Here is an 18,540-nt window from a genome sequence, read left to right as displayed (position 1 = left end):
CTACCCTTCAAAACTTCGTAACGCAAGGCCACAGGCTTTTACCAGGGTAGGAGCATCCTGTTTCAGCCGACCTGCATTTATTTTCGAATCCAAATCCATTTCTGTAAATGGATTAGCAACCTCAACCTCAACCCCGACTTCAGCTTGCATCTGCTCGGCCAAACCATCAATGGCAGCCGTACCGCCCAAGATATAGAGCTTACTTAATTCGTTGTGGGGACCTGAAGAGTAGAAGAACTGTAATGAGCGGGAAACCTGTTGCGAAACCGTACTCCGAAACGGCAACACGACACTCTCCTTTAGTTCATCTGACAGCTCACCGCTGCGTAGCAGATGTTCAACCTCGCCCGCCTCCAAACCCGACTGCTGATGAATAAGGTTACTCAGATCATTCCCACCAAAGGCCTGTTCACGGTCATAAACAACTCTGCCGTTTTTAAACACATTCAGCGTTAGAGTTGATGCGCCAATATCAACCAACCCAACTAAACGACCTTCATGATCACCTTTCTCTAGCAGCGGAACCACTCGTTCGGTGGCAAAGCGGTCAACATCCACCACTTCACATTTCAAACCACTGCTATTGATCGCATCTTCGCGCATTTCAACATCATCACGTCGACAGGCAACAAGAAGAATATCATTGAGTTCGGGGCTCCCCTCTGCTGGACCAAGCACTTCAAAGTCCAAAGCAATTTCATTCAAGGGGTAGGGAATAAAGCGATCCGCTTCTAGCTTTACCTGCTCTTCGAGCTCGTAATCAGTAAAAGCATTGCTCAACTGAATCGTTTTGGTAATAACCGCTGAAGAGGGAACTGCTGCAACGCAGGTCGAAAGCCCACCGCCGCAAATTTTCAAACCTGCCTCTACCGCATCGGATACCTGAGCAACATCCTGAATACTGCTTTCAATCACAGCGGATGAAGGTAAAGGCACAATTGCATAGGAGTCGAGACGTAACCCTCGTCCTCGCTTCGAAAGCGCCACCATTTTTATTGATGAGGAGCCGATATCTATGCCGACCCATCCTTTTTCCTGTTTGCTAAGAAAGCTAAGCACAGTAAATTATCCTTAAAAAATCCCGCATAAACCGACCTTATACTGACTCTAGCGCGGTTTCATTAAAAATTAAACCACTGTTTCACTAGTGGACGACACTTTCTTACAGATATAATAACTCGGCAACAAAAAAATTAACTTTAAATAACTTATACATGAAACTATTGACATCGATTCTCAAGCTCGGCTTAAAACTATTCCTACTAGGTGCTTTTATCGGCTGCCTAGCACTGGCTGCCGCGTATTATTACTACGCACCTAAGCTTCCTGATGTCGAAACGCTTCGCGACGTTCAGCTACAAACCCCGCTAAGAATATACTCTGAAGATAACAAACTAATTTCAGAGTTTGGCGAGAAGCGTCGTTCACCTATTAGTTTTGATCAAATTCCTCAAAACTATGTTAATGCCCTTCTTGCAGCCGAAGATCGAAACTTCTTCAACCATATCGGTATAGACATTAAAGGTCTTTTTCGCGCCGTATTCCAGTTAGCCAGCACCGGTCGCATCCAAAGCGGCGGCAGCACTATCACCATGCAGGTGGCTAAAAATTACTTCCTCACCCGTGAACGATCTTTCGTTCGTAAATTCAATGAGATACTACTCTCCTTGCAGATCGAACAAGAACTCTCAAAAGAGGAAATATTCGAACTCTATATCAACAAAATCTACCTCGGCCATCGCTCTTACGGTATCCAAGCGGCGGCCAATATCTATTATGGCAAAAACATCGATGAACTTAGTTTAGCTCAAGTTGCCATGATTGCAGGCTTACCTAAGGCGCCCTCCGCATACAACCCCATCACCAACCCGAGCCGCGCAACTGAACGCCGCAATTGGATCCTTAAACGGATGCACAGCCTGAGCTTTATCAACGATGAAGAGTACAACACAGCTAAAAACGAACCAGTAACGGCAGAATATCACGGTACACAGATTGAACTGTATGCTCCGTTTGTTGCAGAAATGGTTCGCAATGAGTTATATCAATATTTCGATGAGAGTTTATATACCAACGGATTCCGGGTTTACACCACTCTTAACAGCAAAATGCAGGCAGCCGCAAACCTCGCCGTTGAAAACGGCTTATTAGCCTATACCGAAAGACATGGTTATTTTGGTGCCGAAAAAGCAGCTGCAGTAAAACAGCTCACCGAAGCTAATATAATCGCAACCTTGAATAAGCAACGCACCTTCGGCTCGTTACAGCCGGCCATCGTTATTAGCACAGATGAGCAACAAGCCGAGGTCTTCGTTAAAGATCACGGTCCGGCAACACTCACCTGGGATGGTATGCAATGGGCACGAGAATACAAAGGGCCGAACCGCTTAGGCCGCAAACCTAAATTAGCCTCTGATATCTTAGCTCCTGGCGACTTGATCAGAGTACGAGCAGACGGCGAGAGCGACTGGCGCCTAACACAGGTCCCACGGGTAGAGGGTGCCTTTACTGCTTTATCCCCTAAGGACGGCGCATTACGAGCACTGGTCGGTGGATTTAACTTCAACCACAACAAGTTCAACCGCGCAATTCAAGCAAAACGTCAGCCGGGGTCCAACCTAAAACCATTTATTTACGCCTCCGCTCTCGAGCAAGGTTATACACCGGCAACCTTGATCAACGATGCTCCAGTGGTATTCCACGACAGCAACCTCGAATCAAACTGGCGACCACAAAACTATAGCAAGAAATTTTATGGCCCCACTCGCCTAAGAGAAGCACTGTATAAATCAAGGAACCTAGTCTCTATTCGTATTCTCAGATCCATTGGCATCGATACAGCAACGGAATTCCTAACCCGCTTCGGCTTCGATAAAGACCGCTTACCGAACAACCTATCACTCTCTCTCGGTAGCGCCGATGTAACGCCACTAGAGCTGGTTACTGGCTATGCAGGCCTCGCCAATCAAGGCTTCAAGATCACGCCTTACTTTATTGATAGAATAGAGGATACCGAGGGCAATGTGCTCTATCAGGCACAACCTACGACTGTGTGTGTTGACTGTACCTATGTTGCCAATGACTCAAGCATCCCGTCAGACTTCCGAATGATCAGTAAGCAAACACTTACCAACTCGACATTACCCAGCACTCAAGAAGAAATATCAGCGAAAGAAACATACACTGAAGAGCAAAACCTCACCGAGTTAGCCCCCGTTACGCCGCTTACCGGACAGCAAATAACCAACCTTCCGGTCGCCAATCGCATTATGAAACCGCAAACCGCCTACATGATCTATAACATCATGCAGGACGTTATCACCCGCGGTACAGGTCGCCGAGCACGCGTGTTGGAACGCTCAGACCTCGCCGGCAAAACCGGCACAACTAACGATCAGAAAGACGCTTGGTTCTCAGGCTTCAATAAAGAGGTTGTCGCTTCTGCATGGGTAGGCTTTGACCAACCCACCACCCTAGGACGAAGTGAATTTGGTGGCACCGCCGCCCTGCCGATCTGGATAGACTTTATGGAAACCGCATTGGAAGATATTCCCGATCTGCCAATTCCGCAGCCTGACGGCCTAGTGAGCATTCGGATCGATCCGAAAACAAGCCTGCTTGCCTATCCCGGCCAAGAAAACGCTATCTTCGAGATATTCCCCGCAGCCAGCGTACCAACAGAAACCGCTAGAAACCCATTAATGCCCAATACTTCAGGCACAACGCGCACGGAAGACATCTTCTAAAACGGCTGGTCGAAATAACAGGCACAAAAAAACCGGCATCAGCCGGTTTTTTTATAACCACAATCGATTAACGATTAAGCAGCGCATCAACAGTTGTCAGCGGGTAATGAGCAGGCAACGGCAGACGTGCAACACCTGAGTCAATTGCAGCCTGTGCAACCGCTTCAGAGACAACACCCAGCAGGCGAGCATCAGTTGGCTTAGGAATAATGTACTGAGGACCAAATTCCAGAGAGTCTAGCTCGTACGCATCCAGCACTTCCTGTGGAACAGGCTCTTTAGTCAGCCCGGCCAAAGCGCGAACCGCTGCGGCTTTCATCTCTTCATTGATAGCAGAAGCACGAACATCTAGCGCGCCACGGAAGATGAACGGGAAGCCCAATACGTTGTTAACTTGGTTAGGGTAATCGGAACGACCTGTCGCCATAATAACGTCATCACGGACAGAGTGAGCCAGTTCAGGTGTAATTTCTGGATCAGGGTTAGCACAAGCAAACACAACAGGTGTTGGTGCCATCTTAGCCAGCTGTTCAGCGCTCAGCAGATTAGGGCCCGACAGACCAACAAACACGTCCGCACCGTCAATAGCATCATCCAGCGTACGCTTATCTGTTTCAGACGCGAACGCCGCTTTTTGCGGTGTCAGGTTTTCACGACCAGAGTGAATCACACCAGTACGGTCGATCATGTAGATGTTTTCGACCTTAGCACCCATGTTAACCAGCAGCGTCATACAAGCATTCGCAGCTGCACCGGCACCCAGACAAACAATTTGTGCTTCTTCCAGTTTCTTACCGGCAATTTCCAGCGCATTGATCATGCCGGCAGCGGTTACGATAGCAGTACCGTGCTGATCGTCATGGAAAACAGGGATACTGCAACGTTCGATCAGCGCACGTTCAACTTCAAAGCATTCTGGCGCTTTAATATCTTCCAGGTTGATACCACCAAAGGTATCAGCAATACGCGCAACCGTATCAATCAACGCCTGAGGACTCTCAGAATCGACTTCAATGTCAACAGAATCGATTCCAGCAAAGCGCTTGAACAGCAGCGATTTGCCTTCCATAACCGGCTTGGATGCCAGAGGTCCCAGATCGCCAAGACCCAAAATCGCAGTACCGTTAGTAATGACAGCTACCAGGTTACCTTTAGCTGTATAGCGGTATGCGTTATCAGGGTTCTCTGCAATAGCGCGCACAGGCTCAGCAACACCAGGGCTATAAGCCAGGGCTAGATCACGGGCAGACTCAGCAGCAGTAGTCAGTTCTACACTGATCTTACCTGGGCGAGGGAACTCGTGATAATCGAGTGCAGCTTGTTTCATATCTTCAGACATGGTCGCGGTTCCAACTTATGTTATAGAAATTCGGACTTGGGATCATATAGAAAAGATCCCTGTCTCTCAACTGACAAAATAGCTCATATCTCTGAAAATTTATCGATATTCAGTGACTTTTCTACTACTTTCGAGGGAGTAAACAGATTTTATATAAGGGAGAGTTGGTAAAAACAGAGAATTTAGCCAGTTATTCTTTAGTTTAATAAAAATCAGTCTAAATTGACCAGAAACAAAAAAGGCATCCCAAAGGATGCCTTTTTCAATCACAAAGTACTGCTTACTTCTTAAGACCACGGCCACCGAAGCGCTTGTTGAAGCGGTCAACACGACCACCGGTAGTCGCATCTTTCTGCTTACCGGTATAGAACGGGTGGCACTGGCTGCAAACATCGATATGAATGTCTTTGCAGATAGTTGAACGTGTTTTAACAACGTTACCACAAGAACAGCTTGCGCTGATCTCTACGTATTCTGGATGGATATCTTTTTTCATTGGAACCTCAGTTGTTTTGTATGCCGCCACCTGATCTTTTGCCAGGCACCGCATGCAGGCTTTTACTATGAAGTTAAGCCTTATAGGATTAAGGGCGAGCATTATACATACAGCTTTCTAGCCCAGCAAGCATTTACCTTCAGTTAACAAAGGCACTGGTTAACAGCGAAAACAAAAAGACATACACTGTGCCATCTTACCTTGAAACGAGCCTCCCTTTTTATGCCTTACCTGCGACTAGCCATACCCTCACCGCTGCGTCGGCTATTCGATTACCTGCCGCCGCAAGACTGTGATACAGCCGCACTGCAGCCCGGCGTACGGGTTAAGGTTCCCTTTGGTCGCCGAGAAGTCACTGGTGTGCTCATTGAGGTCAGCGAAACCACCGAGGTGCCACTCAATAAGCTAAAGCCCGCCATCGCCATTCTCGATGACACGCCACCGATGCCCGAAGCGGTGTTGAAACTGGCACGCTGGGCCGGCAACTATTATCAACACCCCCTCGGCGATGCCCTCAGTCAGGCATTGCCGGTTTTACTGCGCAAAGGTGAGCCCTGCGAATATACCCACCAGTACCTGTGGCGCGCCACGGCCGAGGCCGATATATCTCAACTAGGTAAAACCGCGGCACGCCAACGAGAACTGCTGCTGCTTCTAATGGAACACCCCAACGGAATCAGCGAGGGCGCCATTCGCGCCGAAGGAGGCCAAACCGGCCTCTTAAAAAAGCTCGTCGATAAATGCCTAGCCGAATCCTTTATCCACAAGCCGAATCATACCGAACATAATGATCAGCCACTGCATGAAGCCCCACTGACGCTTAATACAGAACAACAGCAGGCGGTTCAACAGATTACCGCCACCGCTGGCTTTAAAACTTATTTATTACAGGGCGTCACAGGCTCCGGTAAAACCGAAGTCTATCTACAGGCGATCGAGCACTACATTCGTCAGGGTAAACAGGCCTTGATTCTAGTGCCCGAAATTGGTCTAACGCCGCAGACTGTGGCACGTTTCAAGGCTCGGTTTAATCTACCGGTAGTGGTGTTGCACTCCAATCTCACCGACAATCAGCGACTCGATGCTTGGTTACAGGCCAGAGAGGGTGTCGCTCGGATTATCATCGGCACCCGCTCGGCGATTTTCACCCCGTTGCGCACCCCGGGGGTTATCTTTATTGATGAAGAGCATGACACCTCCTTTAAACAGCAGGAGGGGTTTCGTTACAACGCCAGAGATCTGGCCGTTATGCGCGGCCACTTCGAACAGATTCCGGTAGTACTCGGTACAGCAACGCCGGCAATAGAAAGCCTCTACAACGCCAAACAGGGCCGCTATCAGTGGTTAAAGCTGAACAAACGCGCTGGTGATGCGCTGCCGCCAAAATTTGAACTCTTGGATATTCGCCAACTTCCGCTACAGGACGGTCTATCTCAGCCGCTTATCCAACAGATTAAAGCTCATCTACAGCAAGGGACTCAGGTGCTGATATTCCTGAATCGCCGAGGCTTCGCCCCCACCCTGATGTGTCATGACTGTGGTTGGCTAGCCGACTGCCGTCGGTGCGATGCGCATATGACGTTGCACCGCAAACCTTTCCATCTACACTGTCACCACTGTGACAGCCAGCGGCCCGTACCCACCGTTTGCGATAGCTGCGGCAGCACCGATCTTAAACCGGTCGGAGCCGGCACCGAGCGTACCGAAGAGTTATTGCAGGCGCTATTTCCGGATTTTCCCGTCATCCGAGTTGACCGAGATACCACCCAGCGTAAAAATGCAATGCAACATATTATGGACCGGGTGCATCAAGGTCATCCCTGCATTCTCATCGGCACCCAGATGCTCGCCAAAGGGCATCATTTCCCGAAAGTCACCCTAGTGGCTATTCTGAATGCCGATAGCGGTTTATTCAGTGCTGACTTTCGCGGTATGGAACGTACTGCCCAACTCATTCTACAGGTCGCTGGGCGGGCCGGACGGGCCGACCACCCTGGTAAAGTCGTGATGCAAACACACCATGCCGACCACCCCATCATTACCAGCCTAGTCACCGAAGGCTATCAGGCCTTTGCCGAACAGGAACTCAGCCAACGGGTCTCAGCACAACTACCACCCTCGATCTATTGCGCCATGTTCCGGGCCGAAGCTAACCACCAAGGTCAGGCTGAACGTTTTCTCGGTAGGCTGCGCCAGTTATTAGCGGATGACATCCTCCAACCCCAAGGTATTCAGTGGCTTGGCCCACTCCCCTCACCGATGGAGAAACGCGCCGGCCAATACCGCGCTCAGCTAGTCTTACAAAGCCACGACCGCAAAGCCCTGCACCAACAACTGCACAATATTATTTGCCAAGTCGATAGTGATCCAGAGGCACGCAAAGTGCGCTGGTCGATCGATGTGGACCCGGTGGATATGTTTTAGCCACAAATAAACCCGCCGGGGGTTAACAAAAGGCAGCTGAAAAGGGATAATACGCGGTCTTTTTTACAGACAACTGTGCAGTTCGGGCTTAATAAGCCCTGAGTCGGTTTTTAATACGACCTTTTCAGCCTGCGCCTTTGCATCTGACTCCAGAATATAACCCGGTATCTTTTGAGCATGAAACAACACATTGCGGACCTGATTAGTACTGCCCTGACCTCGCTGATTGAAGATGGCACACTGCCAGCCGACACTCAGCCTAAAATCATGGTGGAAAACACCCGCGACAAGTCTCACGGAGATTTCGCCTCAAACATTGCGCTCACACTGGCTAAAGCAGCCCGAAGCAATCCTCGTGAACTATCCCAAAAGATATGTGCAGCACTGCCAGACTCTGAGAATGTGGAAAAAACAGAGATCGCCGGCCCGGGTTTTATTAACTTCTTTGTCAGTGACGCCTCCACCGGCAATCTGATCAAAACCATTCTGCAACAAAACAGCCACTACGGCCGCAATAACGATGGCGCGGGTAAAAAAGTGCAGATTGAGTTTGTTTCCGCCAATCCAACCGGACCGCTGCATATCGGCCACGGACGTGGAGCAGCGGTCGGCGACTGCCTGAGCCGCCTAATGGAAGCCACGGGCTGGGATGTTACCCGCGAATTTTATTACAACGATGCCGGCCAGCAGATCAACAATCTCGCTCTTTCTGTGCAAGCACGCTGTAAAGGCCTGACACCGGAAGACCCTAGCTGGCCTGAAAATGGTTACCGCGGTGATTACATTACCGAACTAGCCGACAGTTTTATGCGCGGCGATACCGTTGAGTCAGCCGACCAAAGCTTCACCGGCACGAAAGATGCCGATGATCTCGAAGGCATTCGTCACTTTGCTGTCGCTTACCTGCGCCACGAACAGGATCTCGATCTGAAAGCCTTTGGCGTTGATTTCGATGTCTACTTCTTAGAGTCCTCGCTGTATAACGAAGGCAAAGTAGAAGAAACCGTACAGACCCTCATTAAAAACGGTTTCACCTATGAAGAAGGTGGCGCTCTTTGGTTGCGTACCACCGACTTTGGTGATGATAAAGATCGGGTTATGCGTAAAACCGATGGCGGTTACACCTACTTTGTACCCGATGTCGCTTACCATATGAACAAGTGGCAACGGGGCTTCGACACCGTGATCAATGAACAGGGTGCCGACCATCACAGCACCATCACCCGCGTCCGCGCTGGTTTGCAGGCTCTTAATGCCGGCATTCCTAAAGGCTGGCCCGATTATGTCTTGCATCAGATGGCGACCGTTATGCGCGGCGGCGAAGAGGTGAAAATATCTAAACGGGCTGGTAGCTATCTGACGCTGCGCGACCTGATTGAAGAGGTTGGCCGAGATGCGACCCGCTTCTTCCTCGCTGCCCGCAAGTCCGATAGCCATCTAAATTTTGATATCGATCTGGCCCGTTCGGAATCCGCCGACAACCCGGTTTACTACATTCAGTACGCCCATGCCCGTGTCTGCTCAATCTTCCGCAAACTGGCGGAAAACAAACAGCAATGGGATGAAGCCACTGGCCTGCAAGTATTGGATCGACTGGAACTGGAATCAGAAAAACGTCTGGCGATCAAACTAGGTCGTTACCCAGAAGTCATTAAGCGCGCAGCGGATGTTCGTGAACCTCATCTGATTGCCACCTACCTATATGAACTGGCCAGCGATTTCCATACCTATTACAACTCTGAGAAGACCCTCGTTGACGATGCCGACCTCCGTAACGCACGTCTGACGCTAGCGGTGGCGATTCGCCATGTACTGGCCAACGGTCTAGACCTGCTCGGCGTTACCGCGCCGGATCAGATGTAAGAAGGCAGACTCATGGCGCGCAAAGACTTCGCAAAAAAACGCAACAGTGGTTCGGCAGCCAGCCGAACCACTCGCAGTAATGCTAAAAGTAAGAGTGCGCCCGTCAAAAAACCATTCCCTTTGGTGCGAACCGTTATCAGCCTCGCCTTTCTTGTCGGCTTTATTTATGTGCTGTGGCAATTAACCTCCGTTAAACCCGATAACGGTGCAATCGCCCCCGCTAAGAGCAGCACCTCAACACCGGTTAAGCTTCCCGCAAAAACTGCCGAAAAACCAGCCGCTAAAACGGTAGCCAAACCCAAGCCCGCACCGGCAAAGAGTAAAACCGAAAACAAAACTAGCAATAAAGCCAGTACAACACCGTCAGTCCCCATCGAAGAGCAATCCGAACGGTTCGATTTCTATGAAATCCTCCCAGAAAGCGAAGTCGATACGGCTAATGTCGAACCCTATAAATCGACCCCTAAAAGTGCCAAGTCGAAGCATACCTATGTGCTTCAAGCTGGCTCATTCCAAAGCAACAAAGATGCCGAACAACTCCGTGCTCGTCTTATTCTCGAAGGCTTGCCCAATGTTCGTACCAAGCGCGTCACCAACAGCAACGGCAGTATTTGGTATCAAGTACTTGCAGGGCCGTTTGAAAACCGCTCGATGCTGAGTAAAGCCGAAGATCGCTTAGTCCGAATGAATATTCAGCCTCTTGTGCGGCAAATCGACTAAAACCTTTTGTCATCGGTTATTCATAACCTTGAAATAACGTCCAGCGCTCCCATATCTATACTCATTGCAAATTGAGTACACCTATTCGGGAAAACGCACCCATGACCACAATTGTTTCTGTACGTCGCGACGACCAGGTCGTTGTTGGCGGTGACGGCCAGGTATCCCTCGGCAACACCGTAATGAAAGGCACCGCCCGCAAAGTTCGCCGCCTGGCAAAGCACGATGTGATTACCGGTTTTGCCGGCAGTACCGCCGATGCCATAACACTACTCGATCTGTTTGAGCAGCAACTAGAAAAACATCAGGGCAATATTTTCAATGCAGTGGTCAGCCTGGCGCGAGAATGGCGCGGCGATCGGGTATTGCGTAAGCTTGAAGCACTGATGCTTGTGGCTAACAAAGACAAAACCTACCTAATTTCCGGCAGTGGCGATATTATTGAACCCGAAGATGGGGTTATCGCGATCGGTTCCGGTGGCAACTATGCCCTCTCCGCAGCCCGTGCCCTCGTCGCTAATACCGACCTCAACGCCAGAGATATTGTCGAAAAAAGCCTCCAGATCGCTTCCGAAATCTGTGTATTCACCAACGCCAATCTAACGATTGAGCAGCTGCAATCCACCGCAGCCTGAGCCTGAGAGAACTACGATGTCCAATATGACACCCCGTGAAATTGTTTCCGAGCTAGACCGCCACATTGTGGGTCAATCTGACGCTAAACGCTCTGTCGCTATCGCCCTACGTAACCGCTGGCGTCGCATGCAGCTAGAGCCCGAGCTGCGTGCCGAAGTCTCACCCAAAAATATTCTGATGATCGGCCCTACCGGCGTGGGTAAAACCGAAATTGCGCGACGTCTGGCGAAGCTGGCCAATGCGCCTTTTATTAAGGTTGAAGCGACCAAGTTTACTGAAGTTGGCTATGTTGGCCGTGATGTTGAAACCATCATCCGTGATCTGATCGATATGGCGATCAAAATGCTGCGCGAGCAGGAGATGGACAAGGTTAAATTCCGTGCCGAAGACTCCGCCGAAGAGCGCATTCTCGATGCTCTGCTGCCACCCGCTCGCCCGACCGGTTTTGACGAACAACCCGAGCAGAAACCCGATAGCGCCACCCGCCAATTGCTGCGTAAACAGCTACGGGAAGGCAAGCTTGATGACAAAGAGATCGATATCGATCTAAGCCAAGCGCCGGTTGGCGTCGAAATCATGGCCCCTCCTGGCATGGAAGAGATGACTAGCCAACTGCAAAGCATGTTCTCTAACATGGGGAACAACAAAACCAAGAGCAAGCGAATTAAGGTTAAAGATGCGCTGAAACAGGTTATCGATGAAGAAGCCGCCAAAATGGTTAACGATGACGACCTAAAACAGATGGCAATCGACGCCGTTGAGCAGAACGGTATCGTCTTCCTCGATGAGATTGATAAAGTCTGTAAACGGGAAGGCACCGGTGCCGATGTGTCTCGCGAAGGTGTACAACGGGATCTACTACCTCTCATCGAAGGCAGTAACGTCACCACCAAATATGGCACCATCAAAACCGACCATATTCTGTTTATTGCGTCTGGCGCCTTCCATCTGTCTAAACCTTCCGACCTTATCCCCGAGCTACAGGGACGACTACCTATTCGGGTCGAGCTGCAAGCGCTCACGCCGGATGATTTCCGTCGCATCCTGACCGAGCCTAATGCATCGCTCACAGAGCAATATCGCGCGCTGTTGGCCACCGAAGGGGTCACGGTTGAATATACTCAAGATGGTATCGATCGGATCGCTGAACTGGCGTATCAGGTAAATGAGAAAACCGAAAATATCGGTGCCCGCCGTCTGCACACCATGATGGAACGCCTACTTGAGGAGATCTCTTTCACCGCGTCCGATAACGCTGGCAGCACCATTAACGTCAACCGTGAGTTTGTTGATCAGTATCTCGCCGAACTGAGCCAGGACGAAGATCTAAGTCACTACATTCTGTAATCCACCCCAAGGTGACGGAGCCCTGCGCTCCGTCACCGGAGTCTGCTCATGAGCGCACCACTGCCTAAAGACATCAAGTTACACGCTAAATCAAAAACCCTTGAATTGATCTACAGTGATCGGGAACAATTTGAGCTGAGTGCTGAGTATCTGCGCGTTCACTCGCCATCAGCCGAAGTGCGTGGTCACGGGATCGGTAACGGCACCTTGCAAACCGGTAAACAACTGGTCGGCATCAAAGGCGTGGAAGCCGTCGGCAACTATGCGCTCAAAATCATCTTTGATGATGGCCATGATAGCGGCCTGTACACCTGGGAATACCTGTACGACCTGTGCCAACATTATGATACCTATTGGGATCGCTACCTGGCTAATCTCGCTGAAGCAGGCCAAACCCGACATGGCAATATGATCGCGAAGGGCTAACCTCCATACCGGGTCATTCATACGCTTTATCTTAAGCCAGATCAGTTGATGCGGTAAGAGTGAAGACAATTGCCGGTTGCAAAGGTAGAATGCGACAACGCGAATTATGCAGATTACAGGTTTCCCATGACTGACCAGAAAGAATCTCAGGACAAAACCCACTTTGGCTTCGAACAAGTAAAAGTGGACGAAAAACAGGACAAGGTTGCTGACGTTTTTCACTCTGTCGCCAGCAAGTACGACATCATGAACGATCTGATGTCCGGCGGGATTCACCGCATCTGGAAACGCTTAACAATCGAGCAAAGCGGCGTGCGGCGCGGTCATAAAGTATTAGATATTGCTGGCGGCACCGGCGACCTGACCATGCGTTTCTCCCGTTTAGTCGGCGCAGAAGGCAAGGTCGTCCTCGCCGATATCAACGATTCCATGCTAAAAGTGGGCCGTGATCGACTGATGGACCGCGGCATTACCGGAAACGTTGAGTTTGTCCAAGCCAACGCCGAAGCACTGCCGTTCCCCGACAACACCTTTGACTGCATTACCATTGCGTTTGGTCTGCGCAATGTGACCTTCAAAGAAAAAGCCTTGGCATCGATGGCGCGGGTACTTAAGCCCGGCGGTAAGGTTATGGTGTTGGAGTTTTCCAAAACCGATAACCCATTGCTAACCAAAGCCTATGATATTTATTCATTCAATCTGCTGCCTAAAATCGGCAAACTGATTGCTGGCGATGAAGAAAGCTATCGCTACCTCGCCGAATCGATCCGCATGCACCCCGACCAAGAAACCCTTAAGGGAATGATGGAAGAAGCCGGACTGACCCAGTGTAAATACCAGAATATGACCGGCGGTATCGTCGCCTTGCATACCGGCATTAAGCCGTAATTCGTGATGAGTATCGGAACCCTCAATGCAACCATACTGACACTGGCGGAAGAGGCGCTTAATCGCCTCTTGTTACTCAACCCAGAGAGCGTCGCTCAGCTTGGCCAACTGGATGGCAAGGTGATTGCTATCCAGCTCACAGCGCCCACCATCTCGCTTTCCTTGCAGCCAAGCCATAACGGCATCCAACTGGATATGATCGAGCGGGCCGATGCCGATGTAACCCTCAGTGGCAGCCCAAGCGACTTCCTACGCCTGCTCAGTGCCACAGATAATAGCGCAGCGATGTTCGGCAAAACGATTCAGGTGAGCGGCGATAATGCCCTCGCCACCCGTTTCAGCCAGATATTGATTGATACCGCATTAGATTGGGAAGGCCTTCTGGCACAGATTCTGGGTGATCTACCGGCCCACGAACTGGCCCGCTATCTCAAGTGGAAAGCGACATTTTACCTGCACACTGGCAATAGTCTGATGCGTAATGTCGAAGAGTATGTCAAAGAGGAGTTGCGCCTCTTACCGAGCCGCCCAGAAATCAATCGGTTTGCCTCACAGACAGACAGCCTACGGCAAGAAACCGATCGAGCTGCCGCCCGAATCGAACGGCTACGCCAAAAGATTGAAGGCTAACGGGCAGCACCCGTCGCCCATCTCAGAATGGTTTAACCACCACAAACACTAGAATCGGTATAAAGATCAGCAGCGGCAACTCATTGAAAAACCGAAAATAACGCCCGGTATTATCCAAAGTACCGGCCTGCGCCTTCTTCAGGTAAGCAAAACACCAGAAGTGATAGCCAATCAGTAAGCCAACAAACAACAACTTAGCATGCAACCAGCCACCGGCAATACCATAGCCCAGCCAAAGCCACAAGCCCAAGCCTAGGGTAAACAACGCCATAATCGACATAAAGCCAAATAGCTTGGCGGCCATAACCTCCAACCGCGCAACATCCTGCCCCGCTTCCCGCCCCTCGACATAATGAACAAAAATCCGCGGCAGATAGAAGATACCCGCCATCCAACTGGTCATTGCAAGAATATGAAACACCTTGACCCATAGCATCAGTACGATTCCTTTTATCTTAGAGCGTATTAAAAGGCATAGATAAGGGCTTATTCAGCCCTATCATGAAGCCGTTATTCAGATCGCCTGTGTTGCAACACGCAGCTTATCACCCAACTCAACCAACAATTTATCCCCAGGGTTCACTGCACCAACACCGGCTGGAGTACCCGTCAGCACTACATCGCCCGGTAACAGGGTGAAATAGTGGCTCATATACGCGATCAGTGGATAAACCTTGTTCAGCATAAGGCTGCTATTACCGTCCTGGCGAACTTGACCATTCACCGTCAAGCGGATATGCTGATCTTGCAGGTCACCGGCCACCGATGGCTCTAAAAACGCCGATAGCGGACATGAACCATCGAAGCCTTTGGCCTTTTCCCAAGGGTATCCCTGCTCTTTCAGTTTACCCTGTACTTCCCGCAGTGTCAGATCAAGACCAACACCAACACCCGCAATGGCGGCCTCAATCTCATCATGGGTCGCATTCTTCAGTGGCTGGCCGATCAAAATCGCCATTTCAGTTTCAAAATGCACCGATCCAAAGTCCACGGGTACAGTAAAAGACTCGGCCATCGGCACAACGGCCGTTGAGGGCTTGATAAACAACATCGGGGTTGTTGGGATCGGATTATTCAACTCGGCCGCATGATCGGCATAGTTGCGCCCAACACATACCACTTTGCCTACTGGCAGATCGGCGGCAACGCCATCTATATACTGATGTTTATACTGCATGATCAATGCTCCATCCCCTTTAGGAAGTCTGACAATAAATTCGGCATCGCCGGCAAAAGATATTCTATCAACGCACGGAGAATCCCGTGATTCAATGGGCTTTGATCATACCTCTGGCACACAGCGAGCTCAATGCTAAGGTTAACGACAAGGTTAGCAACAAGACAATAATCGACCCTAGCACCACGCCCTCCCAGCCTAGCCACTGCCAGAAAGGATCAAGATAGAAGCCCCCACTACTCGCCCCCAGATAATAGAACACCAGATACAACGATGAGGCACTGGCTCGGGCATGGGTAGCCTGATGACTAACCCAGCTGCTAGCACTGGAATGAGCAAAGAAGAAGCCGAAACTGTTGATAAAAAAGCCCAGTACAATCAACGGTAGACTATCGCTCAAAGTTAACAGGCTACCGCTCATTAAAATAACAATACCTGCTTTAATGCAGTTCAGCTGCCCCACCCGCTGGGCAATGCGGCCTGATAGGGTCGAGCCGACGGTGCCGGTCAAATAGGTTAAAAATAACAACCCAAGCCAGATAGGGCTCAGATGGTAAGGCGCATCCGATAACACAAAAGTGATATAACTATATTGATTTATAAAGATAAAAAAGTTCAGCCCGCCAATCAGATACACTAGTAGCAGTAACGGATTCAACAGATGACCTTTCAAACGTGACAGCATTGTCGGCAGATGCAAAGGCTGAGCTGTAAACTGTTTCGACGTCGGTAGTAGCCACCAAAACAGTATAAAGCAGACCACACTAACAACCCCCATCATCAAAAACAGATCGGCCCAACCGAGCCACTCGCCGACAAAACCACCGATTAAGCGACCAGAAATCCCACCTATAGAGTTACCGCTGATATACAAACCCACCGCTAACAGCAGCGCTTTGCGGGAATACTCATCTCCCATATAGGCAATCGCGATCGCCGGCAGGCCACCGAGGAACAGCCCTTGCACACCCCTTAAAATCACCAACGAGGCAAAGCTATCGGCTTGGGATAATAACAGTGTACAGAGGCATACCCCGGCCATACTCAGCAGCATTAATGAACGTCGCCCTAGCGCATCCGACAAGGGGCCGTAAAACAGTAGTGACAAACCCAACATCAGCGTGGTGATGGTAAAGGACCAACTGACTTCCAGCGTCGTCAAGCCAAACTCCCGCTGCAGCTCCGGCAATATCGGCTGGGTGACATAGACATTTGCAAAAATCATGAATGAGCCAATGCACAGGGCAATCGTGGCCCGCCAGAACTGTTTACTACCCGATTCGATCATGTCAGTGCTCGCAAAAAAGAGAGTGTCAGCTTAGCAGTCGTTATAAAATCACAGAAATATATAAAAATGATAATATCTATAAATTCTTGTGATGTATTATTAACAACCGCCACATCGTTACGGTCTTTAGGTGAAGTATGGATATTCGTGCGCTACGTTGCTTTCAAATGGTTGCCCGGGAGGCTAATTTCACTCGTGCAGCCGAAAAACTACATCTCGCCCAGCCCGCAGTTAGCATGTCGATCAAACGGCTCGAAGAACAACTTAGCCTAAAACTGTTTCATCGTACCGAGCGGCGTATCACCCTGACAGACGAAGGTGAACGGTTACGCCTGCATGCCGATAAAATACTCCAGGCAGTCGCAGATGCTGAACTCGAAATGCAGGAACTTACCGGGCTATCCAAGGGCCAAGTCCGGGTCGGTATTCCCAGCATGCTCGGCTCTTATTATCTGCCGGAGTTTCTCATGGGCTTTCGTCACAGCTATCCCGATATTCAGCTCTCCGTGGTGGAGGGCGGCACCACCCATATTCGGAAACAGATCGAACAGGGGGAGCTGGATATCGGCATTGTGGTCGATGACGGCAAAGCCGATGAACTCGAAAAGATCCACCTCTTACAAGAAGAGATACTGGTGTGCGTCAGCCCAGACCACCCGCTGGCGCAACAGAAAAGTGTCAGCTACACAGCCTTTCTTGAGGAAGAGCTGGTGCTCTTTAAAGAGGGATTTTTTCATCGACAGGTCACCGAGCAACTGGCAAAGCGGTATCATATGACGCCAAAAATCTCCTTTGAGACCAACCTTATACCGCTGATTCAATCTGTCGTCCGTCATGGCTTTGGCATCTCGGCCCTGCTGCGCCCCGCCATCGATGATGCCCGCGACCTGATCGGTCTGCCCTTTGAAACACCGCTGCGCTTCGATCTCAGTATCGCTTGGCGCAAACAAAGCTACCTATCCCGTGCTAACCAAGCCTTTGTTGATTACCTACTGAAACATTCAAGTCGCTCAAATAGATGACAATATCGCCAAAGATATCTACTATAGCGCTCCCATTTATAGGAGTAATAACATGCTAACCGTGAACGAATACTTTGATGGTGCGGTAAAATCTATCGGCTTTGAAAATGCGGAAGGCAAAGTAACTTCCGGGGTGATGGCTGCGGGCGATTATGAATTTGGCACCTCTGAAAACGAACTGATGAAAGTGATCAGTGGCGAACTCGTGGTCAAACTACCCGGCAGCGATGCGTGGCAATCCTTTCCAAGCGGCAGCGAATTTCGCGTAGCAGCCAATCAGACATTCCAGCTGCAGGTCGCGCAACCGACCGCATACCTGTGTATTTATAGCTGATAGCACGCTTTAATCGGAGGCAAAACATGAATCCGAATCACTCTTTATTTCACTAAGTGATTTTGATTCATGTTTGGTTGAATAAAAATTCACCATCGCGCCGTCCCCAGCCTCACCCTTTTGCGCTAACACTGTGTTAACATAGCGCCCTTTCTTTTATCGGCTAATCCGGGGATACCTGCCACACACAGGGTTATCCCACTT

At 50.1% G+C, this 18,540-nt stretch carries 17 protein-coding genes; 11 read left to right on the top strand and 6 right to left on the bottom strand.

Translation table 11 applies throughout. The features are described 5' to 3' along the window. On the bottom strand, nt 1-1,059 hold the full coding sequence (gene pilM, locus ACN0T0_RS12350) for a type IV pilus assembly protein PilM (protein ID WP_417226502.1): 1,059 nt from the start codon (nt 1,057-1,059) through the stop codon (nt 1-3). Between the two features lie 155 nt (nt 1,060-1,214). Here pilM and ACN0T0_RS12345 point away from each other — a divergent pair, with 155 nt between their 5' ends. After that, a complete protein-coding gene (locus tag ACN0T0_RS12345; protein WP_417226500.1) occupies nt 1,215-3,746 on the top strand; it encodes a penicillin-binding protein 1A in 2,532 nt (843 codons plus the stop codon). A gap of 67 nt (nt 3,747-3,813) precedes the next feature. Here the strand turns inward: ACN0T0_RS12345 and ACN0T0_RS12340 are convergent, their stop codons facing one another. After that, complete coding sequence (locus ACN0T0_RS12340) at nt 3,814-5,085, bottom strand: malic enzyme-like NAD(P)-binding protein (RefSeq protein ID WP_417226498.1); 1,272 nt, start codon at nt 5,083-5,085, stop codon at nt 3,814-3,816. 280 nt (nt 5,086-5,365) lie between these two features. Next, entirely contained in the window at nt 5,366-5,581 is a 216-nt protein-coding gene (gene rpmE / locus ACN0T0_RS12335; RefSeq protein WP_417226497.1) for a 50S ribosomal protein L31, read from the bottom strand. A 222-nt stretch (nt 5,582-5,803) separates the two neighbouring features. Between rpmE and ACN0T0_RS12330 the strand changes: the two genes are divergently transcribed. The 8 genes from ACN0T0_RS12330 to ACN0T0_RS12295 all read left to right on the top strand — a co-directional run bounded on the left by ACN0T0_RS12330 (nt 5,804) and on the right by ACN0T0_RS12295 (nt 14,515). Continuing rightward, nucleotides 5,804-8,005: a primosomal protein N' gene (locus ACN0T0_RS12330; protein ID WP_417226495.1), complete on the top strand. Its 2,202-nt coding sequence runs from the start codon at nt 5,804-5,806 to the stop codon at nt 8,003-8,005. A gap of 177 nt (nt 8,006-8,182) precedes the next feature. After that, nucleotides 8,183-9,868: an arginine--tRNA ligase gene (gene argS / locus ACN0T0_RS12325; protein WP_417226493.1), complete on the top strand. Its 1,686-nt coding sequence runs from the start codon at nt 8,183-8,185 to the stop codon at nt 9,866-9,868. 12 nt (nt 9,869-9,880) lie between these two features. After that, nucleotides 9,881-10,588 (top strand): SPOR domain-containing protein, encoded by a 708-nt coding sequence (locus tag ACN0T0_RS12320; RefSeq protein ID WP_417226491.1) that lies wholly within the window; start codon nt 9,881-9,883, stop codon nt 10,586-10,588. 101 nt (nt 10,589-10,689) lie between these two features. Further along, nucleotides 10,690-11,223 carry an ATP-dependent protease subunit HslV gene (hslV, locus tag ACN0T0_RS12315; RefSeq protein ID WP_417226490.1) on the top strand — a complete coding sequence of 178 codons (534 nt, stop codon included), beginning with the start codon at nt 10,690-10,692 and terminating at the stop codon, nt 11,221-11,223. A 16-nt stretch (nt 11,224-11,239) separates the two neighbouring features. Then, nucleotides 11,240-12,571, top strand: coding sequence for an ATP-dependent protease ATPase subunit HslU (hslU, locus tag ACN0T0_RS12310; RefSeq protein WP_417226488.1), 1,332 nt, complete (start codon nt 11,240-11,242; stop codon nt 12,569-12,571). Between the two features lie 48 nt (nt 12,572-12,619). Continuing rightward, entirely contained in the window at nt 12,620-12,997 is a 378-nt protein-coding gene (locus tag ACN0T0_RS12305; protein ID WP_417226486.1) for a gamma-butyrobetaine hydroxylase-like domain-containing protein, read from the top strand. Between the two features lie 126 nt (nt 12,998-13,123). After that, nucleotides 13,124-13,885: a bifunctional demethylmenaquinone methyltransferase/2-methoxy-6-polyprenyl-1,4-benzoquinol methylase UbiE gene (gene ubiE / locus ACN0T0_RS12300; RefSeq protein ID WP_417226485.1), complete on the top strand. Its 762-nt coding sequence runs from the start codon at nt 13,124-13,126 to the stop codon at nt 13,883-13,885. 6 nt (nt 13,886-13,891) lie between these two features. Continuing rightward, entirely contained in the window at nt 13,892-14,515 is a 624-nt protein-coding gene (locus ACN0T0_RS12295; protein WP_417226483.1) for a ubiquinone biosynthesis accessory factor UbiJ, read from the top strand. 22 nt (nt 14,516-14,537) lie between these two features. Here the strand turns inward: ACN0T0_RS12295 and ACN0T0_RS12290 are convergent, their stop codons facing one another. The 3 genes from ACN0T0_RS12290 to ACN0T0_RS12280 form a co-directional block, all read right to left on the bottom strand. Beyond that, a complete protein-coding gene (locus ACN0T0_RS12290; protein ID WP_417226481.1) occupies nt 14,538-14,951 on the bottom strand; it encodes a CopD family protein in 414 nt (137 codons plus the stop codon). A 78-nt stretch (nt 14,952-15,029) separates the two neighbouring features. Beyond that, nucleotides 15,030-15,692, bottom strand: coding sequence for a fumarylacetoacetate hydrolase family protein (locus tag ACN0T0_RS12285; protein WP_417226479.1), 663 nt, complete (start codon nt 15,690-15,692; stop codon nt 15,030-15,032). 91 nt (nt 15,693-15,783) lie between these two features. After that, nucleotides 15,784-16,980, bottom strand: a complete 1,197-nt coding sequence (locus ACN0T0_RS12280; RefSeq protein WP_417226477.1) for an MFS transporter — start codon at nt 16,978-16,980, stop codon at nt 15,784-15,786. Between the two features lie 137 nt (nt 16,981-17,117). On the opposite strand from ACN0T0_RS12280, the gene ACN0T0_RS12275 reads away from it, so the two are divergent. Next, nucleotides 17,118-18,002, top strand: a complete 885-nt coding sequence (locus tag ACN0T0_RS12275) for a LysR family transcriptional regulator (protein ID WP_417226475.1) — start codon at nt 17,118-17,120, stop codon at nt 18,000-18,002. Nucleotides 18,003-18,054: 52 nt separating this feature from the next. Further along, nucleotides 18,055-18,336 (top strand): pyrimidine/purine nucleoside phosphorylase, encoded by a 282-nt coding sequence (locus ACN0T0_RS12270; protein ID WP_417226473.1) that lies wholly within the window; start codon nt 18,055-18,057, stop codon nt 18,334-18,336. Nucleotides 18,337-18,540 lie beyond the last annotated feature (204 nt).

The sequence above is a fragment of the Amphritea sp. genome (assembly GCF_048266285.1).
Classification (GTDB): Bacteria; Pseudomonadota; Gammaproteobacteria; order Pseudomonadales; family Balneatricaceae; genus Amphritea.
The sequence above is the reverse complement of the archived record's forward strand: the minus strand, read 5'-3'. Positions and strand labels throughout refer to the sequence as shown.